Source organism: Pseudomonas sp. WC1 (assembly GCF_050586565.1).
Classification (GTDB): domain Bacteria; phylum Pseudomonadota; class Gammaproteobacteria; order Pseudomonadales; family Pseudomonadaceae; genus Aquipseudomonas.
This window is the reverse complement of record NZ_JBOBDQ010000030.1, coordinates 1-21,935: the sequence shown is the minus strand read 5'-3', so window position 1 is coordinate 21,935 and position 21,935 is coordinate 1. Positions and strand designations below refer to the sequence as shown.

Here is a 21,935-nt window from a genome sequence, read left to right as displayed (position 1 = left end):
AGATAGGCGAAAAATACCGCATGCAGCCCTATTTGCGCCAATTCTGTATGGGAATAATAAGTCGATTTTGGATCTGTATTGGCATGGGGTGTACCCGCATGCTGTCTCCACGTCAGGTACTGAACGGAGGACGTGGTGATGGGTGGCATGAGCGATGTGCGCTTGCAACTGTTGGCCAGCGAACTGGAGTCGGAGCAGCGTCCCCGGGTCTTCAGCGCGCCTCAAGGCATGGGTCGTTGGAGCCTGATGCTGCATCGCTGGCGCACCCGCAGGGCCCTGTTGCAGCTGGAGGATTACCAACTGCGCGATATTGGCATCAGCTGGGAGCAGGCTCGGCATGAGGCGAGCAAGCCCTTCTGGCGTGACTAGACCAGCTCTTTGAGTCGATACCAGAGCATCCCCAGTGCCAGCAGCGGCGAACGCAGCAGTTTGCCGCCGGGGAAGGTGGTATGCGGGACCTTGGCGAACAGATCGAAGCGCCCGCTCTGCTGGCCACTGATGGCCTCGCCGAGCAGGCGTCCGGCGAGGTGGGTGGCGTTGAGCCCGTGGCCCGAATAAGCCTGGGCGTAGTAGACGTTGGGCTGGCTGGCCAAGCGGCCGATCTGCGGCAGGCGGTTGGCACCGATGCCGATCATGCCGCCCCATTGGTAATCAATGCGCACATCGGCCAGTTGCGGGAACACCTTGAGCATTTTCGGGCGCATGTAGGCGGCGATGTCCTGCGGGTCGCGCCCGGAATAGTGGCAGGCGCCGCCGAACAGCAGGCGTTTGTCGGCAGAGAGGCGATAGTAATCCAGCGCCACGCGCTGGTCGCATACCGCCATGTTCTGCGGCAGCAACTGGCGGGCGCGCTCCTCACCCAAGGGCTCGGTGGCGATGATGTAGCTGCCGGCGGGCAGCACCTTGCCGCCCAGTTCGCGGTTGAGGTCGTTGTGGTAGGCGTTGCAGCACAGCACCAGCGTCTTGGCGCGCACTCTGCCTTGGGCGGTATGCACCTTCACTTCCGGGCCGTAGTCGATGCGGGTCACTTCCGACTGCTCGTACAAGCCGACACCCAGGCGCCTGGCCACGGCGGCTTCGCCCAGCGCTAGGTTGAGTGGATGCAGGTGACCCGAACCCATGTCGATCAGGCCGCCGACATAGCGATCAGAACCTACTACCGAGTGCATGTCGCCGGGCTGCACCAGGCGCAGTTCGTGACGATAGCCCAGGCTGCGCAGTTCCTCGGCGTCCTCGGCGAAGCCTTCCAGTTCGGCGGGCTTGTTGGCCAGGTCGCAGTAGCCCCAGGTCAGGTCGCAGTCGATGCCATGGCGCTCGACGCGCTCGCGTACGATTTCCACGGCTTCCAGGCCCATCAGCTTCATGCTGCGTAGGCCTTCTTCACCGATCACCGGGAGAAACTGCTCCAGGCCGTGGCCGACGCCCCGGATGAGCTGGCCACCGTTGCGGCCGCTGGCGCCCCAGCCGAGCTTGCGTGCTTCCAGGAGGATCACCGACAAGCCGCGTTCGGCCAATTCGATGGCGGTGTTCAGGCCCGAGTAGCCACCGCCGACAATGCATACGTCGGCGCTGTGCTCGCCTTGCAGGAACGGGTAGTCGGGGTGTGGCGCGCTGCTGGCGGCGTAGTAGGAGGCGGCGTGTTGCGCGCTGTGGACCATGTGTCGTTTCCTGGGTGCAAGGCGAAAAGGCGAGGATAGGCAACCGGCCAATCGCGGGGCAAGTCGCATCGGCGCACCGCCGCTCCCACGATGATTCCTGCGATTGCCTTATAATCCAGCACTCATGTCCCAGATGCGCCGTTTATGTCCTGCAACCGCCACAAGATCCATTTCCTGCGCGAGCTCATCCCCTCGTTCGAGTGCGAGCCCGGCTGCCATGACTGCTGCGGCCCGGTCACCACCTCGGCCGAGGAAATGGCCCGCCTGCCGCGCAAGACCCAGGCCGAGCAGGAAGCCGCGCTGGAGCGCCTGGACTGTGTGCACCTGGGCCCGAACGGCTGCACCGTATATGAAGAGCGCCCGATGATCTGCCGCCTGTTCGGCACCACGCCGCGGCTGGCCTGCCCCAGGGGGCGGGGCCCGGAGCAGCCGATCGACCCGGCGGCCGAGCAGCTGGTTCACACCTATATCGCCAGTACCCGCCAGGTGCTGGTGTAAGGCTTCAGTCCGGAATCGGCAGGCACAGGCTCTCTTTCACTTCTTCCATCACGATGTAGCTCTTCGACTCGCGCACATGGGGCAGCTTGAGCAGGATGTCGCCGAGCAGCTTGCGATACGACGCCATCTCCGAGATTCGCGCCTTCACCAGGTAGTCGAAATCCCCGGATACCAGGTGGCATTCCAGTACATGGGGCAGCTTGAGCACGGCGCGGCGGAACTCCTCGAAGGTGTCGCCGGACTTGTAGTCCAGGCTGATCTCGACGAACACCAGCAAGCTGCCCTTCAGGTGCTGCGGGTTGAGCCGGGCGTTGTAGCCCATGATGATCCCCTCGCGTTCCAGGCGCCGCACCCGTTCGGTGCAGGGGGTGGTGGACAGCCCGACCTTCTCGCCCAGTTCGGTGAAGGAGATACGCCCGTCATTCTGCAGGATCCGCAGGATGTTGCGGTCGATCTTGTCCAGTTCACGCTTGCTCTGGTGCTGGGTTCTCATAGGGGATGCCCCTCCGTGAAAGGCAATTTTGCCGAGAATTCTCGCCAAATATAGCTGCTTATATAGTGAATAGCACTGGTCGGAGATTCTTATACTGCGCGCATCCATGCCATTTCAACAAAAGACTGCGGCAAGCCGCGTGCGAGGGATACAACAATGCGAGTTCTGGTACTTGGTAGCGGTGTGATCGGTACCGCCAGTGCCTACTATCTGGCCCGGCAAGGTTTCGAGGTGACGGTGGTCGATCGCCAGCCGGCGGTGGCCATGGAAACCAGCTTCGCCAACGCAGGCCAGATCTCGCCCGGCTATGCCTCGCCCTGGGCCGCACCGGGCGTGCCGCTGAAAGCCATCAAGTGGCTGCTGGAACGCCACGCGCCCCTGGCCATCAAGCTGACCGGAGACGTCGACCAGTACCTGTGGATGGCCCAGATGCTGCGCAACTGCACCGCCAGCCGTTATGCGGTGAACAAGGAGCGCATGGTGCGCCTGTCCGAGTACAGCCGCGATTGCCTCGACGAGCTGCGCGCCGAAACCGGCATCGCCTACGAAAGCCGCAGCCTGGGAACCACCCAGCTGTTCCGCACCCAGGCGCAGCTGGACGCCGCGGCCAAGGACATCGCAGTGCTGGAGCAGTCCGGCGTACCGTACGAGCTGCTCGACCGTGACGGCATTGCCCGGGTCGAACCGGCCCTGGAGAGCGTGAAGGGTATCCTCGCTGGCGCCCTGCGCCTGCCCAACGACCAGACTGGCGACTGCCAGATGTTCACCACCAAGCTCGCCGAGATGGCCATCAAGCTGGGTGTCGAGTTCCGCTTCGGCCAGGACATCCAGCGCCTGGACTTCGCCGGTGACCGCATCAACGGCGTCTGGATCGACGGCAAGCTGGAAACCGCCGACCGCTACGTGCTCGCCCTGGGCAGCTACTCGCCGCAGCTGCTCAAGCCGCTGGGCATCAAGGCACCGGTCTACCCGCTCAAGGGCTACTCGTTGACCGTGCCGATCACCAATGGTGACATGGCGCCGACTTCGACCATCCTGGACGAGACCTACAAGGTCGCCATCACCCGTTTCGACAACCGCATCCGTGTCGGCGGCATGGCCGAGATCGCCGGTTTTGACCTTTCGCTTAACCCGCGTCGACGCGAAACGCTGGAGATGATCGTCAACGACCTTTATCCTCGCGGCGGCGACCTGAGCCAGGCGAGCTTCTGGACCGGCCTGCGCCCGGCCACTCCGGATGGCACCCCGATCGTCGGGGCGACCAAGTTCCGTAACCTGTTCCTCAACACCGGTCACGGCACCCTGGGCTGGACCATGGCCTGCGGTTCCGGTCGCCTGCTGGCCGACCTGATTGCGCGCAAGAAGCCGCAGATCAGTGCCGAAGGCCTGGACATCTCGCGTTATGGCAACAGCCGTGAGATCGCCAAGCACGGCCAGCCGGCACCTGCGCACCAGTAAGGGCTGCCCGCTTCATCGCGAGGCAAGTCGCATCGGCGCACCGTCGCTCCCACGAACACTGTAGCGTTGCGGTGGGAGCGAGCTTGCCTCGCGATGTGAAGTGAAAACGATTGACCTGTTCCCTCACCCCGGCGCGGTGGGTACCTACCCCCACTTGCCGCGCCGGGGCTTTATCGATAACCAGAACTGCCAGAAGGCTGCCGCCATGCGTCCCGCCCGTGCCCTGATCGACCTCCAAGCCCTTCGACACAACTACCGCCTGGCCCGTGAGCTGACCGGCGCCAAGGCCCTGGCCGTGGTCAAGGCCGATGCCTATGGCCATGGCGCGGTGCGTTGCGCACTGGCGCTCGAAACCGAGGCCGACGGTTTTGCCGTAGCCTGCATCGAGGAGGCCCTGGAGCTGCGCGCGGCGGGCATCAAGGCACCGGTACTGTTGCTCGAAGGTTTCTTCGAGGCCAGCGAGCTGGCGCTGATCGCCGAACATGATCTGTGGTGCGTGGTGCATTCGCCATGGCAGTTGGAAGCGATCGAGAAGACCTCGGTGCACAAGCCGCTGACCGTCTGGTTGAAGATGGACACCGGCATGCACCGTGTCGGCGTGCACCCCAAGGACTACGCCGACGCCTACCAGCGCCTGCTGGCCAGCGGCAAGGTCTCGCGCATCGTACTGATGAGCCACTTCGCCCGCGCCGACGAGCTCGACGCCGCCGCTACCGCACAGCAGGTCGCCGTGTTCGAGGCCGCCCGCCAGGGGCTGGCCGCCGAGTGCAGCCTGCGCAACTCGCCGGCCGTGCTGGGCTGGCCGAGCATCAAGAGCGACTGGGTGCGCCCGGGCATCATGCTCTACGGCGCCACGCCGTTCGAAGTGGAGCAGGCCGAGGCTGCTCGTCTGCAGCCAGTGATGACCCTGCAATCACGCATCATCAGCGTGCGCGAGCTGCCCGCCGGCGAGCCTGTGGGCTATGGCGCCAAGTTCGTCAGCCCTCGGCCGACGCGGGTCGGCGTGGTCGCCATGGGTTATGCCGACGGCTACCCGCGCCAGGCACCTACTGGCACGCCAGTGGTGGTGGCCGGCAAGCGCACCCAGCTGATTGGCCGCGTGTCGATGGACATGCTCTGCGTCGACCTCACAGAGGTGCCCGAGGCCACTATCGGCAGCCCGGTCGAGTTGTGGGGCAAGCAAGTGCTGGCCAGCGACGTGGCCATGCAGGCCGGGACCATTCCGTACCAGATCTTCTGCAATCTCAAGCGCGTGCCGCTGGACTATATCGGCGAATAAGGCGCTGAAGCGGACAGGCTGCGGGGCTGTGTGTTGTAAATACTGAACGGCATTGCCATCATATCGTTCACACTCCCCCAACCTCGACCGTTTCTGGAGGCGCAAGCTTTGGACGTCGGTGAACGACTGCAAGCCATCCGCAAGCTCAAGGGCCTGTCCCAGCGCGAACTCGCCAAGCGCGCGGGGGTGACCAACAGCACCATCTCGATGATCGAGAAGAACAGCGTGAGCCCGTCGATCAGCTCCCTGCGCAAAGTGCTCAGCGGTATCCCCATGTCCATGGTCGAGTTCTTCTCGGTGGAACTCGCGCCCGAAAGCCCAACCCAGATCGTCTACAAGGCGCACGAGCTGATCGACATCTCCGATGGCGCGGTGACCATGAAATTGGTCGGCAAGTCGCACCCCAATCGCGCCATCGCGTTTCTGACCGAGGTCTACCCGCCGGGCGCCGACACGGGGGCGGAAATGCTCACCCATGATGGCGAAGAGACCGGCATTCTTCTCGAAGGTCGCCTGGAACTGGTGGTCGGCACCGAGATCTTCATCCTCGAGGCCGGTGACAGCTACTACTTCGAAAGCACCCGCCCGCACCGCTTCCGCAACCCGTTCGAGGAGCCGGCCCGGCTGATCAGCGCGGCCACCCCGTCGAACTTTTGATCCAGCGCAGTGCATTGAAGGGTCAATACCCTTTCCCTGAGTGTGGTCGTTTCACGCCTTCCAGGTTCCCGCTATACTTTTCAACGCTCGCAATTCCGTGGCCGCGGGCGTGATTAGCCACCATGAGGGTGTTCGCGTGAACCAAATCAAGAAGATGCTGGCCGTACCAGCAGCCGTATTCGCCCTTTGGGCAATGAGCGCAACCGCTGCAACCAACGACGACATCGCCAAGCGTCTCGAGCCGGTCGGCCAGGTGTGCGTCCAGGGCCAGGAATGCAAGGGCATGGAAGTGGCCGCCAGTGCCGGTGGCGGCGGTGCCAAGACGCCGGACGAGATCATCGCCAAGCATTGCAATGCCTGCCATGGCACCGGCCTGCTGAACGCGCCGAAGATTGGCGACACCGCCGCGTGGAAAGAGCGTGCCGACCACCAGGGCGGTCTTGATGGCATCCTGGCCAAGGCCATCACCGGGATCAACGCCATGCCACCGAAGGGTACCTGCGCCGATTGCTCGGATGAAGACTTGAAGGGTGCGATCAAGAAGATGTCCGGGCTGTGAGCCGGACCTGACTTGTATAAAGCCCGCCTCTGATGGCGGGCTTTTGTTTTTGGGCCGGTAGCCCTATTGCGGGGGCGGTGCAGGCAACCAACCCGCTGCGACTTGTGTCCAATCCCTGAACCCACGGATGACTCAGGAGGCCCAGATGTATCGCTGCTCCATCGACCAGGCTGTCGAACAGGCCCTGGCCCGACTGCCCAGCCATATCCACATGGGCCTGCCGCTTGGCCTGGGCAAACCCAACGCCTTCGTCAACGCGCTGTACGCGCGGGTTCGCGATCTTCCCGAGCGTCGGCTGACGATCTACACCGCCCTGTCCCTGGGCCGGCCCGCGCTGGGCGACGGTCTGCAGCGTCGTTTCCTCGAGCCCTTCGTCGAGCGTGTGTTCGCCGACTACGAAGAGCTCACCTATCTGGCCGACCTGCGTGCCGACCGGCTCCCGCCGAACATCCGCGTCGAGCAGTTCTTCATGCAGCCCGGCAGCCTGCTGCACAGCGACACGGCCCAGCAGGCCTACGTCAGCAGCAACTACAGCCACGCCGCCCGCGACATCAACGCCAAGGGTTTGAACCTGATCGCACAACTGGTGGCTTGCACGCCCGAGCGGCCCGATCACCTGAGCCTGGCCTGCAACCCCGACATCACCCTCGACCTGTTGCCGATGATCGCCCGACGCCGCGCTGAGGGCGAGACCATCCTGCTGCTTGGTCAGGCCCATGACCAACTGCCGTACATGCCCGGGGACTCCGAGCTGGGCCTGGAACAGTTCGACCTGCTGATAGATCAGCCTGAGCGACGCCGGCTGTTCTCGACGCCGAACATGCCGGTGAATACCCAGGACCATTGCATCGGCCTGCATGCCAGCACTCTGGTGCGCGACGGCGGCACCCTGCAGATCGGCATCGGAGCCATGGGCGATGCGGTGGCGGCGGCGCTGCTGGCGCGCCAGGGTGATAACGAAGGCTATCGTGCGCTACTCGATGAGCTGGATATCAGTCCATGGCAGGCGCTTATCGAGCGGGAAGGGGGGCTGGATACCTTCGCCCAGGGGCTGTATGGCTGCAGCGAAATGTTCGTCAACGGGTTGCTTGCCCTGGCTGAAGCCGGGGTGGTGCGCCGCCCGGCCGACGAGCACGGCGTGCTGATTCATGGCGGCTTCTTCCTTGGCCCACGGGCGTTCTACCAGCGCCTGCGCGAGATGCCGCTGGAGCAGCGCGCACGCTTCGCCATGACCGCCATCAGCTACATCAACGAGCTGTACGGCCAGGAAGAACGCAAGCGCCGTCAGCGCCGGGATGCGCGCTTCATCAATACGGTATTCGGCATGACCTTGCTGGGTGCCGGTGTCGCCGACCAGCTCGAAGATGGCCGGGTGCTCAGCGGCGTGGGCGGGCAGTACAACTTCGTGGCCCAGGGCCATGCGCTGGAGGGCGGTCGCTCGATCCTGTTGCTGCGCAGTTGGCGCGAGGCCGGTGGCGAGGTGACCTCCAACCTTTACTGGACCTACGGTCACTGCACCATACCTCGGCACTTGCGAGACATCGTAATCACCGAATACGGCATCGCCGACCTGCGCGGGCAGACCGACAGCGAGGTGATTGCGCGGTTGCTGGCGATCAGTGACTCTCGTTTTCAGCGCGAGCTGATGGAGCAAGCCAAGGCGGCGGGCAAGCTGGCGAAGGATTTTGTGCTGGATGCGCGCTATACCGACAACACTCCCGAGCGCCTGGAGGCAACCCGCGCGCGGCATGCGCGATTGTTCCCGGAATATCCGCTGGGCAGCGATTTCACAGCCGAGGAGCGTGACTTGTTGCGGGCGCTGAATTGGCTCAAGAGCAAGTTCAAGCTGAGCGAGGTGCTGGAACTGGGCAAGGCGGCGCTGGATGCGCCGGCGCCCGAGGCCTATGCAGCGCAGTTGGCGCGCATGGGGCTGGGGGAGCCACAGGGGCTGAAGGAGGAGTTGTACCAGCGGCTGCTGCTGGCGGGCTTGGCGGCGACCTGAAAGATTGCCGGGGCTGCTTTGCAGCCCAATCGCCGGCAAGCCAGCTCCCACAGGAGTACCGCAGGGCTTTGACCTTGTGCGGTACCTGTGGGAGCCGGCTTGCCGGCGATGAGGTCGGTACAGGCTTACTCGATGAAGGTGACCACGCCACCTTCCAGCGACTTCACCCGGGCCAGCGACTCGACGCGGTAGCCCTGGCTGTCCAGCTCGGCGCGGCCGCCCTGGAACGACTTCTCGATGACGATGCCCAGGCCGGCCACGGTGGCGCCGGCCTGCTTGATGATCGAGATCAGCGCCTGGGACGCCTTGCCGTTGGCCAGGAAGTCGTCGATCACCAGCACGCGGTCGCTGCTGTTGAGGTGGCGCGGCGAGATGGCCACGGTGTTCTCGGTTTGCTTGGTGAAGGAGTACACCGAGGCAGTCAGCAGGTTCTCGGTCAGGGTCAGCGACTGGTGCTTGCGGGCGAAGATCACCGGCACGCCGAGCTTCAGGCCGGTCATCACCGCCGGGGCGATGCCCGAAGCTTCGATGGTGACGATCTTGGTCACGCCCGAATCGGCGAACAGGCGAGCGAACTCGTCACCGATCAGCTGCATCAGCGCCGGGTCGATCTGGTGGTTGAGAAACGCATCGACTTTGAGTACCTGGTCGGAAAGCACGATGCCTTCTTCGCGAATCTTCTGATGCAGTGCTTCCACTTTTTTTTCCTCGATGTAGCAAAGGTGGCCGCAAATAGCGGCAAAGTTTAAGAATAATGGTTGATCAGCGTTTGAGCATTGCCCGGATATCGGCCAGGGCGTTGTTGCCGCGCGCGGCTTTCACTTCCACGGGCGCATCGTCCAGGCCTTCCCAGGCCAGGTCGTCCGGAGGCAGTTCATCCAGGAACCGGCTCGGTGTGCAGTCGATGATTTCGCCGTACTGCTTGCGCTTTGCGGCGAAGGTGAAGGCCAGGGTCTGGCGCGCGCGGGTGATGCCCACGTAGGCCAGGCGGCGTTCTTCCTCGATGGTGTCGGCCTCGATGCTCGAGCGGTGGGGGAGGATCTCCTCCTCCATGCCCATGATGAACACGTAAGGGAATTCCAGGCCCTTGGAGGCGTGCAGGGTCATCATCTGCACGCCCTCGGCGTTTTCTTCCTCTTCCTGCTGGCGCTCGAGCATGTCGCGCAGCACCAGCTTGCCGATGGCGTCCTCAATGGTCATGTCACCCTCTTCGTCCTTTTCGAGGGTGTTCTTCAGCGCTTCGACCAGGAACCAGACGTTGCTGATACGGAACTCGGCAGCCTTGTCGCTAGCGGTCTGCTGGCGGATCCAGTTCTCGTAGTCGATGTCGCGGATCATCTCGTGCAGCGCGGCGATCGGGTCGTCCAGGGCGACTTTGTGGCGTACCCCGTCGAGCCAGTGCTTGAAGCGCTGCAGGCGCTCGGTGTAGCGGGCGTCGAGGTGCTCGCCCAGGCCCATCTCCTCGCTGGCGGCGTACATCGAGATGCCGCGCTCGGTGGAATAGTTGCCGAGCTTTTCCAGCGTGGTCGAGCCGATCTCGCGGCGCGGCACGTTGATGACGCGCAGGTAGGCATTGTCGTCGTCGGGGTTCACCAGCAGGCGCAGGTAGGCCATCAGGTCCTTGACCTCCTGGCGGCCGAAGAAGCTGTTGCCGCCGGACAGTCGGTACGGCACCTGGTGGTGCTGCAGCTTCAATTCGATCAGCTTGGCCTGGTAGTTGCCGCGGTAGAGGATGGCGAAGTCGCTGTACGGGCGGTTGGTGCGCAGGTGCAGGGTGAGGATTTCCATGGCCACGCGCTCGGCCTCGGCTTCCTCGTTCTTGCAGCGGATCACGCGGATCTCATCGCCCACGCCCATCTCGCTCCACAGCTGCTTTTCGAAGGCATGCGGGTTGTTGGCGATCAGCACGTTGGCACAGCGCAGGATGCGGCTGGTGGAGCGGTAGTTCTGCTCGAGCATGACGATCTTCAGGGAGGGGTAGTCCTCCTTGAGCAGCATCAGGTTTTCCGGGCGCGCGCCACGCCAGGCGTAGATCGACTGGTCGTCGTCGCCGACCACGGTGAACTGGTTGCGCATGCCGATCAGCATCTTCACCAGCAGGTACTGGCTGGCGTTGGTGTCCTGGTACTCGTCCACCAGCAGGTAGCGCACGCGGTTCTGCCAGCGTTCGAGCACGTCGGGGTGTTCCTGGAACAGCTTGACCGGCTGCAGGATCAGGTCGTCGAAGTCCACCGCGTTGAACGCCTTGAGCGTGCGCTGGTAATGGGTGTAGACGATGGCCGCGGTCTGCTCGCGCGGGTTGCGCGCCTTTTCCAGGGCTTCGGGCGGCAGAATCAGGTCGTTTTTCCAGGCACCGATCATGTTCTTGATCTCGTCGATGCCGTCGTCGCCGGAGTATTCCTTCTGCATGATGTCCGACAGCAACGCCTTGATGTCGGACTCGTCGAAGATCGAGAACCCCGGCTTGTAGCCCAGGCGTTCATGCTCCTTGCGGATGATGTTCAGGCCCAGGTTGTGGAAGGTACACACGGTCAGGCCCCGGCCTTCCCCCGGACGCAGCAGGGTGGCGACTCGCTCCTTCATCTCGCGCGCGGCCTTGTTGGTGAAGGTCATGGCGACGATGTACTGGGCGCGGATGCCGCAGTTCTGGATGAGGTGGGCAATCTTGCGCGTGATCACGCTGGTCTTGCCGGAGCCTGCACCGGCGAGCACCAAAAGAGGGCCGCCGACGTAGTCGCGGGCTTCCTGTTGCCGGGGATTGAGTCGGGACATGCTAGAAACCGGGGGTAACCAGAAAATAGCCGCGCATTCTAGCAGGCATGGGGTGGTTAATGCGCGACCGTCTGCCGTTGTGATGCAGGGCGCGAATCGGATTTGCCGCATCTGCTACTTTCGCGCAGGATGCACGTCAGATTGCGTCGGGATGGTGGCCAGGGACGGGCAATGACTAAAAGTGAAAATCATTTCCAGTTAATCGGGTAGGATTGCCCGCGCTCGCCGTTCCACCGCCCACATCTAAGGAGCCCGCTTGTCCACGCCTGTCGAACCCCTGCGTTTGCTGCTGTTGGCTGATGAGCCGGAGTGGGCCGTGCACCTGCGCGAGTGCTTGCAACCTATGGGTGGCAGCGTCGTGCTGCTGACCGCGCCGAACTGGGCGGCGGTGGACAGCCTGTTCGCCAACGACCGTCAGGCCGTGGTGCTGGCCACGCCCGAGCTGCAGCCCGCGCCGGGGCGTTGCGAGCTGCCGACGATCCTGCTGCTCGAGCAGGAACCGGCCAGCGCGCCGCTGGGCGCCAGCGACTGGCTGGTGCTGGCGCAACTGACTACCGACACGCTGCGTCGCTCCCTGCGTCACGTGCGTGAGCGCGGTGTATTGGTGGCTACCCTGCAGCGCCTGGCCGAACAAGACCCGCTGACCGGCATCGCCAACCGCCAGGGCTTCCAGGCCCTGCTGACCGCGCGGCTGGCCGAGAACGAAGGCCGCGGCCTGGCCCTTGGTCATCTCGACCTGGACAACTTCCGCCATGTCAACGACGCCCTCGGTCACCAGGGCGGCGATCGTTTGATCCTGCAGGTGGTCGCCCGCTTGAAGCACCAGCTGGAGGCGAGCGACCAACTGGCGCGCCTGGGCAGCGACGAGTTCGCGTTGTTGATCGACACCCGGCGTGACCCCAACCGCGCCGAGTGGATGGCCGAGCGCATCACCGAGGCGCTCACCGAGCCCTACTGGGTCGACGGCGAGAGCCTGCTGCTCGGCTGCAGCCTGGGAATCGCCCATGCCCGCGCCCAGGCGGGCGCCGACCCGCTGATGTGGCACGCCCATATCGCCATGCGCCAGGCCAAGGGCAGCCAGGGCTGCACCTTCCACGTATTCAATGAGCGTATCAATCGCAACGCCCGCAGCCTCGCCGACCTGGAAAGCGAGTTGCGCCGCGCCCTGCGCCGCGACGAGCTGGAACTGCACTACCAGCCGCGGCTGAACCTTGTCGACGGGCGTATCGTCGGGCTCGAGGCGCTGGTGCGCTGGAACCATCCCGAGCGCGGCCTGCTGGCGCCCAGCGAGTTCGTGCCGTTGGCCGAGCAGAGCGGGTTGATCGTGCCACTGGGTTACTGGGTGATCTCGCGGGCCCTGAGTGACATGCAGGCCCTGCGCGAACGCGGTCTGGCGCCGCTGCACATGGCGGTGAACCTGAGCTTTCGCCAGTTCCAGGACAGTCAGTTGCTGGCAACCCTGAGCCGGCTGATCGTCGAGCACGGGGTCGATGCGCGCTGGCTGGAGTTCGAGCTGACCGAAACGGCGGTCATGCGCCGCAACGAGTTGGTCCGCCAGACCATGGATGCCCTCGGGCGGCTGGGTGTGCGCTTCTCGCTGGATGACTTCGGCACCGGCTTTTCATCGTTCGTGCACCTGAACAGCTTGCCGATCACCTTGTTGAAGGTCGATCGCAGCTTCGTCGGCGGCATGGAGCAACGCGAAGAGAATGCCAAGCTGGTACACGCGATGATCAACCTGGCGCACAACCTCAACCTGGAGGTGGTGGCAGAAGGGGTGGAGAGCGAGGAGCAACTGGCGCTGCTGCGGGCGTTCGGTTGCGACCAGGTGCAGGGCTTCCTGGTCAGTCGGCCGTTGCCGGTGGAGGCGTTGATCGAGTACCTGTTGCAGGTGCCCACCCCGGGTTTGGTGCAGACCCTTTAGGCCCAGTCGCCGGCAAGCCGGCTCCCACAGGTGTTGCGCCGTTCTTGTGGAGCCGGCTTGCCGGCGATGCGCCGCGTCAGCGGCGCCCTGTTGCCTTTGGATCAACCCGCCAGCATGCGCCCGGTTTCTTCCAGGTTCTCGTGCCAGCTCAGCGCCTCGCGCAGTATATGCGGGGTATGCCCGCCACGCTGGCAAGCGCGCTCGAAGTAGTCGTTGAGCGCGGCGCGGTAGTCCGGGTGCACGCAGTTGTCGATGATCACCCGGGCGCGCTCGCGCGGCGCCAGGCCGCGCAGGTCGGCCAGGCCCACCTCGGTCACCAGGATGTCCACGTCATGCTCGGTGTGATCGACGTGGCTGACCATTGGCACCACGCTGGAAATCGCACCACCCTTGGCAATCGACTTGGTGACGAAGATCGCCAGGTGGGCGTTGCGGGCGAAGTCGCCCGAGCCGCCGATGCCGTTCATCATCCTGGTGCCGCAGACGTGGGTCGAGTTGACGTTGCCGTAGATGTCGAACTCGAGCGCCGTGTTGATGCCGATGATCCCTAAGCGACGTACCACTTCAGGGTGGTTGGAGATCTCCTGCGGACGCAGCACCAGCTTGTCCTTGTAGCGCTCCAGATTGCCGAACACATCGGCATTGCGGCGGCTCGACAGGGTGATCGAGCTGCCCGAGGCAAAGCTCAGCTTGCCGGCGTCGATCAGGTCGAAGGTCGAGTCCTGCAGTACTTCGGAGTACATGGTCAGGTTTTCGAACGGCGACTCGATCAGGCCGCACATCACCGCGTTGGCGATGCTGCCGATACCGGCCTGCAGCGGCCCGAGGTTGTTGCTCATGCGGCCGGCATCCACCTCGCCCTTGAGGAAGGCGATCAGGTGGTCGGCGATGCCTTGGGTCTCATGATCGGGCGGCAACACGGTGGACGGCGAGTCCGGCTGGTCACTGATGACGATGCCGACGATCTTCGCCGGGTCGATCGGGATCGCGGTGCTGCCGATGCGGTCGTCTACCTTCACCAGCGGGATCGGCGTGCGGGTCGGACGGTAGGTCGGGATGTAGATGTCGTGCAGGCCTTCAAGGTTGGCGTTGTGCGACAGGTTGATCTCGACGATGACCTGCTTGGCGAAGATCGCGAAGCTGGCCGAGTTGCCCACCGAGGTGGTCGGCACGATATGGCCTTGCTCGGTGATCGCCACCGCTTCGATGACCGCGATGTCCGGCAGGGTCAGTTGCTTGTTGCGCAACTGCTCGACGGTTTCCGACAGGTGCTGGTCGATGAACATCACCTTGCCGTCGTTGATGGCCTTGCGCAGGGTGCTGTCGACCTGGAACGGCATCCGCCGGGCGAGTACGCCGGCTTCGGTCAGTTGCTTGTCCAGGTCGTTGCCCAGGCTGGCGCCGGTCATCAGGCTGATCTTCAGCGGCGACTGCTTGGCGCGCTCGGCCAGTGCGTGGGGCACGGCCTTGGCTTCGCCGGCGCGGGTGAAGCCGCTCATGCCGACGGTCATGCCGTCCTCGATCAGGCCAGCGGCGTCAGCCGCACTCATTACCTTGCTGTGCAGGGAGGACAAGCGGATACGATCACGGTACATGGATTGTTATCTCAGGCTACTGAAGCTACTGGAAGCGCAGTCTAGAGATTTCGCCCGGTGCCGTCCCGCGACCATGGTCGTATGAGCGGCCCGGAAATAGAGCCGTTGATCTGGATCAGGCAAATGCGACAAACCCCGGAAATGGCTTCCCGGGGTTTGTCTTGTACAAGCGGTCGCGATGGTCGTTGGACCTACTCCACAGCCTTGACCATGTCCTCGATGACCTTCTTCGCGTCACCGAACACCATCATGGTCTTGTCCAGGTAGAACAATTCGTTGTCCAGGCCGGCATAGCCGCTGGCCATGGAGCGCTTGTTGACGATGATGGTCTTGGCCTTGAAGGCCTCGAGGATCGGCATGCCGGCGATCGGCGACTTCGGATCATTCTTCGCCGCCGGGTTGACCACATCGTTGGCGCCCAGCACCAGCACCACGTCGGCCTGGCCGAACTCGGCATTGATGTCTTCCATCTCGAACACCTGGTCGTACGGTACCTCGGCCTCGGCCAGCAGCACGTTCATGTGCCCGGGCATGCGCCCCGCCACCGGGTGGATCGCGTACTTCACGGTCACGCCGTTGTGGGTCAGCTTCTCGGTCAGCTCCTTGAGCGCGTGCTGGGCGCGGGCCACCGCCAGGCCATAGCCTGGGACGATGATCACGCTGTCGGCGTTGCTCAGCAGGAACGTGGCGTCGTCGGCCGAACCGGATTTCACCGGGCGTTGCTCTTTCGAACCCGTTGCGGCACCGGCATCGACGTCGGCACCGAAGCCACCGAGGATCACATTGAAGAACGAACGGTTCATCGCCTTGCACATGATGTACGAGAGGATCGCGCCGCTGGAACCGACCAGGGAGCCGGCGATGATCAGCATCGAGTTGTTCAGCGAGAAGCCGATACCGGCTGCTGCCCAGCCCGAATAGCTGTTGAGCATCGACACCACCACCGGCATGTCGGCGCCGCCGATCGGGATGATGATCAGCACGCCCATGACGAAGGCCAGGGCCAGCATCAGGGTGAAGGCGCTGTAGTGGCCGGTGAAGGTGAACAGCAGCCCCAGGGCGATGGTCGCCAGGCCCAGGATCAGGTTCAACTTGTGCTGGCCGGCGAACTGTACCGGTGCGCCCTGGAACAAGCGGAACTTGTACTTGCCCGACAGCTTGCCGAAGGCGATCACGGAACCTGAGAAGGTGACGGCGCCGATGGCCGCGCCAAGGAACAGCTCGAGGCGGTTGCCGGTGGGGATCGGGTCGCTGATGGCGGCGACGATGCCCAGCGACTGTGGTTCGAGCACGGCGGCGATGGCAATGAATACCGCGGCCAGGCCGATCATGCTGTGCATGAACGCGACCAGTTCGGGCATCTTGGTCATCTCCACGCGCTTGGCCATGATCGAACCCGCGGTACCACCGACCAGCAGGCCGACGATCACGTAGCCGATACCCGCTGTCGCAAGCTCAGCCCCAAGCTTATAGATGAGGCCCACCGTGGTGAGGATCGCGATGCCCATGCCGATCATGCCGAACAGGTTGCCGCGCCGCGAAGTGGTCGGGTGCGAGAGGCCCTTGAGCGCCTGGATGAAGCAGACCGAGGCGACCAGGTACAGAAGCGTTACCAGATTCATGCTCATGCTTACTTCTGCGCCTCGTTCTTGGTTTTCTTCTTGAACATTTCCAGCATGCGGCGGGTGACCAGGAAGCCACCGAACACGTTGACCGCGGCCAGCGCCACGGCCAGGGTGCCCATGATCTTGCCGGCCGGGGTCACGGTCAGCGCTGCGGCCAGCATGGCGCCGACGATGACGATCGCGGAAATGGCGTTGGTGACTGCCATCAGCGGTGTGTGCAGGGCCGGGGTGACGTTCCACACCACGTGGTAGCCCACGTAGATGGCCAGCACGAAAATGATCAGGTTGTAGATGCCGTGGGAAATCAGCATGTCTTCCATTGTCGTGCTCCTCAGCCGTTCTTGCGCACGACCTGGCCGTCGCGGCACATCAGGCACGCGGCGACGATGTCGTCTTCGAGGTTGATGACCAGGTTGCCGTCCTTGTCGAACAGCAGCTTCATGAAGTCGAGCAGGTTGCGCGCGTACAGCGCCGAGGCGTCGGCACCGACCTGGGCCGGCAGGTTGGTCGGGCCGACGAGGGTCACGCCGTTCTCCATCACCACCTGGTCGGCCACGGTCAGCGGGCAGTTGCCGCCTTGGGCTGCGGCCAGGTCGATGACCACCGAACCGGGTTTCATCTGCGCCACAGTCTCGGCGCTGAGCAGGGTCGGCGCTTTGCGTCCGGGAATCAGCGCGGTGGTGATGACGATGTCCGCCTGCTTGGCTCGCTCGTGCACGGCCTGGGCCTGGCGCTGCATCCAGCTGGCCGGCATTGGCCGGGCGTAGCCGCCCACGCCTTCGGCACACTCGCGTTCCTCGTCGGTCTCGTAGGGCACGTCGATGAACTTGGCGCCAAGTGACTCGATCTGCTCCTTTACCGCCGGACGCACGTCGGACGCCTCGATCACCGCGCCCAGGCGCTTGGCCGTGGCGATGGCCTGCAGGCCGGCCACGCCGGCACCGAGGATCAGCACGCGGGCGGCCTTTACGGTGCCCGCGGCGGTCATCAGCATGGGCATGAAGCGTGGGTAGTGGTGGGCGGCCAGCAGCACGGCCTTGTAGCCGGCGATGTTGGCCTGGGACGACAGCACGTCGAGGCTCTGCGCGCGTGAGGTGCGCGGTGCGGCTTCCAGGGCGAAGGCGGTGATGCCGCGCTCGGCCATCTTGGCGATCAGTTCGTTGTTGAACGGGTTGAGCATGCCTGCCAGCAGGCTGCCGCTGTTGATCAGCGCCAACTCCTGGTCACTGGGCGCGACCACCTTGAGCACCAGTTGCGCGCCGAAGGCGTCGGCGGCTTCGCCCAAGTTGGCGCCAACGGCCTCATAGGCACTGTCCGGAATGCTGGCCTTTAGCCCTGCCCCCCGTTGCACGGTGACCTGATGGCCCTGGCCAACCAGTTTCTTGATGGTTTCCGGGGTTGCGGCGACCCTTGTCTCACCCGTCTGCGTCTCGAGAGGAACACCAATGTGCACGACTTTGTCTCCTGCGGTGACCTTTTGTCTTTATAGGAACCAGCGCACTTCGGGTGGTGCGGCTGGGTGGTCGTAGAGCACGACCCCGCCGGATCCGGGGCGGGGGAGGCATTTTGCAGACGAACCCGAGGGCCTTCAACCGGTTCTGAAGCGAAACGAAGTCAAAACTACAAGTCACCCTGTGACCGTATGTCGCAACGATTTGCCCTCAACCCGTCAAGTACGCGCTATGCGGAGCTTAGGAGAAAATTTGAAAAAAATTCCGCTATTTTCGTTCTCAGTTTGCTGAATGTCGCAAAATCAGCTGCAAACCCGCGCAGTAACTAGGGTTGCTATGTTTTTCAGGGTGAACGGCACAGATTACGAATTTGCGACAAATCCATATATCTGTAGGTGTTAAAAATAATTGACTACGGGGTCAGTTTTACCCGCTTCACCCTATTTCGTGGCGGTGTATCGTTGCGCCTGCGCCACCAGCCAGTCGCGGAACGCCCGTAGCGAGGCGGACTCGACCTTCCGCTCGGGGATCATCAGATGGTAGGCCTTGTCACTGGTCAGGGCATGCCTGTTAGCGACCATCAGTCGGCCCTCCTGCAGCTCGCGCTGGATCAGGAACGGTGGAATCAGCGCAATACCCATGTCATGCATGGCGGCCTGGGCGAGCATCGAAAACAGCTCGTAGCGCGGGCCGGTCATGTCGCGTTCGACGCTCATCCCCAAGCCGTCGAACCATTGTCGCCAGGCATAAGGGCGGGTGGTCTGCTGCAGCAGTGGCAAGTCGGCAATGCGCTGGGCGTCGAGGCTGGCTTGCCCTTCCAGCAGGGAAGGGCTGCACACCGGCAAGGGGTTCTCGCCCATCAGTCGGTGGGATTGGGTGCCCGACCAGTCGGCGTCGCCGAAGTAGATGGCGGCATCGAAGGGCGTGTCGGCGAACAGGAAGGGGCGGGTGCGGTTGGTCAGGTTGACCGTGACCTCCGGGTGACGCTGCTGGAAGTCTTTCAGCCGCGGCAGCAGCCACTGGGTGCCGAAGGTCGGCACTACCGCCAGTTCGATCACATTGGCGCCTTGCTGGCGCATCACCGAAAGCGTGTCGCGCTCCACCGCATCCAGCTGTGCGGTTACCTGGCGACTGTAGGAGAGCCCGGCTTCGGTCAGTTTCACGCCCCGGCGCGAGCGACGGAACAGCTCGACATTGAGGAAGGCCTCCAGGCTGCCGATCTGCCGACAGACGGCGCCCTGGGTCAGGGCCAGTTCCTGTGCGGCCTTGGTGAAGCTCTCGTGACGTGCGGCCGCCTCGAAGCAGACCAGGGCGGTGGTGCTGGGAATCTTTCGGCGCATGTACGTGAACCTCACATGTCAGGCGTTGAGCAGGGCATTTGGATGATTACGAAGTGAGAAAATATCACTAAACGGTGCGCAATCCTCGTTTGTCCCTCACGCCAAACAGGCCTAGGATCAATCCAGCACAACAATTCGTTCCCATCTTTCGAGGAATCCGCACATGGCTGGCAAGGCAAGCTTCAACTGGATCGACCCGCTGCTGCTGGATCAGCAGCTCACTGAAGAAGAGCGCATGGTCCGTGACAGCGCCTATCAGTTCGCCCAGGACAAGCTGGCGCCCCGTGTGCTGGAGGCGTTCCGTCATGAACAGACGGATCCGGCGATTTTCCGTGAGATGGGTGAAGTCGGCCTGCTCGGCGCGACCATTCCCGAGCAGTACGGCGGCAGTGGCCTGAACTACGTCTGCTACGGCCTGATCGCCCGCGAGGTGGAGCGTATCGACTCCGGCTACCGCTCGATGATGAGCGTGCAGTCGTCGCTGGTCATGGTGCCGATCAATGAGTTCGGTACCGAGGCACAGAAGCAGAAGTACCTGCCGAAGCTGGCCAGTGGCGAATGGATCGGCTGCTTCGGCCTGACCGAGCCCAACCATGGTTCCGATCCGGGCTCGATGATCACCCGCGCCCGCAAGGTCGACGGTGGTTATCGTCTGAGCGGCAGCAAGATGTGGATCACCAACAGCCCGATCGCCGATGTGTTCGTGGTCTGGGCCAAGGACGATGCCGGCGATATCCGTGGCTTCGTGCTGGAGAAAGGCTGGGACGGCCTCAGTGCTCCGGCAATCCATGGCAAAGTCGGCCTGCGTGCTTCGATCACCGGCGAGATCGTCATGGACAACGTGTTTGTGCCGGAAGAGAACATCTTCCCCGATGTGCGCGGCCTCAAAGGCCCGTTCACCTGCCTGAACTCGGCCCGCTACGGCATCTCCTGGGGTGCGCTGGGTGCCGCCGAGGCCTGCTGGCACACCGCTCGCCAATACACCCTGGATCGTCAGCAGTTTGGCCGCCCGCTGGCTGCCAACCAGTTGATCCAGAAGAAGCTGGCTGACATGCAAACCGAGATTACCCTGGCTCTGCAAGGCTGCCTGCGCCTGGGCCGGATGAAGGACGAAGGGACCGCGGCGGTCGAGATCACCTCAATCATGAAGCGCAACTCTTGCGGTAAGGCCCTGGACATCGCTCGCCTGGCGCGGGACATGTTGGGTGGCAATGGCATTTCCGACGAGTTCGGCGTCGCCCGCCACCTGGTCAACCTCGAGGTGGTCAACACCTATGAAGGTACTCACGACGTGCACGCGCTGATCCTTGGGCGCGCGCAGACCGGCATCCAGGCGTTCTATTAATAGAGGAGCCAGGCCATGGGCGCGCTTTCCCATCTACGGGTGCTGGATCTTTCCCGGGTATTGGCCGGCCCCTGGTCCGGCCAGATCCTTGCCGACCTTGGGGCGGATGTAATCAAGGTAGAGCGCCCCGGCGCGGGTGACGACACCCGCTCCTGGGGGCCGCCTTTCCTGCGCGATGCCCAGGGCGAGAATACCAGCGAGGCGGCCTACTACTTATCGGCCAACCGTAACAAGCGCTCGGTGACCATCGACTTCACTCAGCCCGAAGGCCAGCGCCTGGTGCGCGAGCTGGCGGCGAAGTCGGATATCGTCATCGAGAACTTCAAGGTGGGCGGGCTGGCAGCCTACGGGTTGGATTACCAAAGTCTGAAGGCCATCAACCCGAAGCTTATCTATTGCTCGATCACCGGCTTCGGCCAGACCGGGCCATATGCCAAGCGTGCTGGCTATGACTTCATGATCCAGGGGCTGGGCGGCCTGATGAGCCTGACCGGGCGTCCGGAGGGGGAGGAGGGCGCGGGGCCGGTGAAGGTGGGGGTGGCACTCACTGACATCCTGACCGGGCTGTATTCCACCGTGGCGATTCTTGCGGCCTTGGCGCATCGTGATCAGGCGGGGATAGGTCAGCATATCGATATGGCGTTGCTGGATGTACAGGTGGCCTGCCTGGCCAATCAGGCGATGAACTACCTCACCACTGGCAATCCGCCACGGCGGTTGGGCAATGCGCACCCCAACATCGTGCCCTACCAGGACTTCCCGACGGCGGATGGCAATTTCATCCTTACAGTGGGTAACGATGGTCAGTTCCGCAAGTTCGCTGAAGTAGCGGGGCAGGCTCATTGGGCGGATGACCCGCGCTTTGCCACCAACAAGCAACGGGTGGCCAACCGGGCTGAGCTGATTCCGCTGATTCGTCAGGCGACGGTGTTCAAGACCACGGCTGAATGGGTCACTGAGCTGGAGACGGCGGGTGTGCCATGCGGGCCTATCAATGACCTGGCGCAGATGTTCCAGGACCCGCAGGTATTGGCGCGTGGGCTGGCGGTGAATGTTCCACATCCGCTGGCGGGCAGCGTGCCGCAGGTGGCCAGCCCGATCCGGTTGTCGGAGACGCCGGTGGAGTATCGCCATGCGCCTCCATTGTTGGGGGAGCACACCGAGGCGGTGCTGATGGATGTGCTGGGGCTGAGTGGGGAAGCGGTGCAGGGGCTTCGGGGCGCAGGTGTGCTGTAACACGCGCTATAGATAGAAAGAAGCGGGGGGGACGGCAGGCCGC

Annotated in this window: 19 protein-coding genes; 10 read left to right on the top strand and 9 right to left on the bottom strand. The window is 63.6% G+C overall.

The genetic code is table 11. The annotated features are described in order from the left end of the window. Window positions 1-138: 138 nt before the first annotated feature. The gene (locus ACQ4OD_RS15030; RefSeq protein ID WP_046857575.1) at window positions 139-369 is read left to right on the top strand and encodes a DUF1127 domain-containing protein; all 231 of its coding nucleotides are present in this window, start codon (window positions 139-141) and stop codon (window positions 367-369) included. On the opposite strand, the gene ACQ4OD_RS15025 is transcribed toward ACQ4OD_RS15030, so the two are convergent. Further along, complete coding sequence (locus ACQ4OD_RS15025; protein ID WP_430944517.1) at window positions 366-1,658, bottom strand: NAD(P)/FAD-dependent oxidoreductase; 1,293 nt, start codon at window positions 1,656-1,658, stop codon at window positions 366-368. The genes ACQ4OD_RS15030 and ACQ4OD_RS15025 overlap by 4 nt on opposite strands. Before the next feature lie 144 nt (window positions 1,659-1,802). Here ACQ4OD_RS15025 and ACQ4OD_RS15020 point away from each other — a divergent pair, with 144 nt between their 5' ends. After that, on the top strand, window positions 1,803-2,156 hold the full coding sequence (locus tag ACQ4OD_RS15020) for a YkgJ family cysteine cluster protein (RefSeq protein WP_110696757.1): 354 nt from the start codon (window positions 1,803-1,805) through the stop codon (window positions 2,154-2,156). A gap of 4 nt (window positions 2,157-2,160) precedes the next feature. Here the strand turns inward: ACQ4OD_RS15020 and dadR are convergent, their stop codons facing one another. Next, complete coding sequence (gene dadR, locus ACQ4OD_RS15015; RefSeq protein WP_003258963.1) at window positions 2,161-2,649, bottom strand: transcriptional regulator DadR; 489 nt, start codon at window positions 2,647-2,649, stop codon at window positions 2,161-2,163. Window positions 2,650-2,805: 156 nt separating this feature from the next. Here dadR and dadA point away from each other — a divergent pair, with 156 nt between their 5' ends. From dadA to ACQ4OD_RS14990, 5 genes are all read left to right on the top strand, one after another. After that, window positions 2,806-4,107 (top strand): D-amino acid dehydrogenase, encoded by a 1,302-nt coding sequence (gene dadA, locus ACQ4OD_RS15010; RefSeq protein WP_139674893.1) that lies wholly within the window; start codon window positions 2,806-2,808, stop codon window positions 4,105-4,107. Window positions 4,108-4,312: 205 nt separating this feature from the next. Further along, complete coding sequence (gene alr / locus ACQ4OD_RS15005; RefSeq protein WP_430944527.1) at window positions 4,313-5,386, top strand: alanine racemase; 1,074 nt, start codon at window positions 4,313-4,315, stop codon at window positions 5,384-5,386. Window positions 5,387-5,494: 108 nt separating this feature from the next. Next, window positions 5,495-6,043, top strand: a complete 549-nt coding sequence (locus ACQ4OD_RS15000; protein WP_023629132.1) for a cupin domain-containing protein — start codon at window positions 5,495-5,497, stop codon at window positions 6,041-6,043. A gap of 154 nt (window positions 6,044-6,197) precedes the next feature. Beyond that, complete coding sequence (locus tag ACQ4OD_RS14995; protein ID WP_110697524.1) at window positions 6,198-6,602, top strand: c-type cytochrome; 405 nt, start codon at window positions 6,198-6,200, stop codon at window positions 6,600-6,602. 145 nt (window positions 6,603-6,747) lie between these two features. Then, on the top strand, window positions 6,748-8,604 hold the full coding sequence (locus tag ACQ4OD_RS14990; RefSeq protein WP_139674896.1) for an acetyl-CoA hydrolase/transferase C-terminal domain-containing protein: 1,857 nt from the start codon (window positions 6,748-6,750) through the stop codon (window positions 8,602-8,604). Window positions 8,605-8,729: 125 nt separating this feature from the next. Here ACQ4OD_RS14990 and xpt read toward each other — a convergent pair whose 3' ends face one another. After that, on the bottom strand, window positions 8,730-9,302 hold the full coding sequence (xpt, locus tag ACQ4OD_RS14985; RefSeq protein WP_028689919.1) for a xanthine phosphoribosyltransferase: 573 nt from the start codon (window positions 9,300-9,302) through the stop codon (window positions 8,730-8,732). Window positions 9,303-9,366: 64 nt separating this feature from the next. Further along, entirely contained in the window at window positions 9,367-11,376 is a 2,010-nt protein-coding gene (rep, locus tag ACQ4OD_RS14980; RefSeq protein ID WP_198755114.1) for a DNA helicase Rep, read from the bottom strand. A 256-nt stretch (window positions 11,377-11,632) separates the two neighbouring features. On the opposite strand from rep, the gene ACQ4OD_RS14975 reads away from it, so the two are divergent. Beyond that, window positions 11,633-13,300, top strand: coding sequence for a putative bifunctional diguanylate cyclase/phosphodiesterase (locus ACQ4OD_RS14975; RefSeq protein WP_430944516.1), 1,668 nt, complete (start codon window positions 11,633-11,635; stop codon window positions 13,298-13,300). Between the two features lie 101 nt (window positions 13,301-13,401). Here ACQ4OD_RS14975 and ACQ4OD_RS14970 read toward each other — a convergent pair whose 3' ends face one another. From ACQ4OD_RS14970 to ACQ4OD_RS14950, 5 genes are all read right to left on the bottom strand, one after another. Then, window positions 13,402-14,895, bottom strand: a complete 1,494-nt coding sequence (locus tag ACQ4OD_RS14970; protein ID WP_110696747.1) for an acetyl-CoA hydrolase/transferase family protein — start codon at window positions 14,893-14,895, stop codon at window positions 13,402-13,404. 191 nt (window positions 14,896-15,086) lie between these two features. Further along, a complete protein-coding gene (locus ACQ4OD_RS14965) occupies window positions 15,087-16,523 on the bottom strand; it encodes an NAD(P)(+) transhydrogenase (Re/Si-specific) subunit beta (RefSeq protein WP_023631271.1) in 1,437 nt (478 codons plus the stop codon). A 2-nt stretch (window positions 16,524-16,525) separates the two neighbouring features. Continuing rightward, a complete protein-coding gene (locus ACQ4OD_RS14960) occupies window positions 16,526-16,840 on the bottom strand; it encodes an NAD(P) transhydrogenase subunit alpha (RefSeq protein WP_139674901.1) in 315 nt (104 codons plus the stop codon). Between the two features lie 11 nt (window positions 16,841-16,851). Continuing rightward, window positions 16,852-17,973, bottom strand: a complete 1,122-nt coding sequence (locus ACQ4OD_RS14955) for a Re/Si-specific NAD(P)(+) transhydrogenase subunit alpha (RefSeq protein ID WP_277502443.1) — start codon at window positions 17,971-17,973, stop codon at window positions 16,852-16,854. A gap of 438 nt (window positions 17,974-18,411) precedes the next feature. Continuing rightward, window positions 18,412-19,311, bottom strand: a complete 900-nt coding sequence (locus ACQ4OD_RS14950; protein WP_430944515.1) for a LysR family transcriptional regulator — start codon at window positions 19,309-19,311, stop codon at window positions 18,412-18,414. 163 nt (window positions 19,312-19,474) lie between these two features. On the opposite strand from ACQ4OD_RS14950, the gene ACQ4OD_RS14945 reads away from it, so the two are divergent. Together ACQ4OD_RS14945 and ACQ4OD_RS14940 are read left to right on the top strand one after the other, a co-directional pair. Beyond that, a complete protein-coding gene (locus tag ACQ4OD_RS14945; RefSeq protein WP_023630017.1) occupies window positions 19,475-20,656 on the top strand; it encodes an acyl-CoA dehydrogenase in 1,182 nt (393 codons plus the stop codon). 15 nt (window positions 20,657-20,671) lie between these two features. Beyond that, window positions 20,672-21,892, top strand: coding sequence for a CaiB/BaiF CoA transferase family protein (locus tag ACQ4OD_RS14940; RefSeq protein ID WP_198755869.1), 1,221 nt, complete (start codon window positions 20,672-20,674; stop codon window positions 21,890-21,892). Window positions 21,893-21,935: the final 43 nt, after the last annotated feature.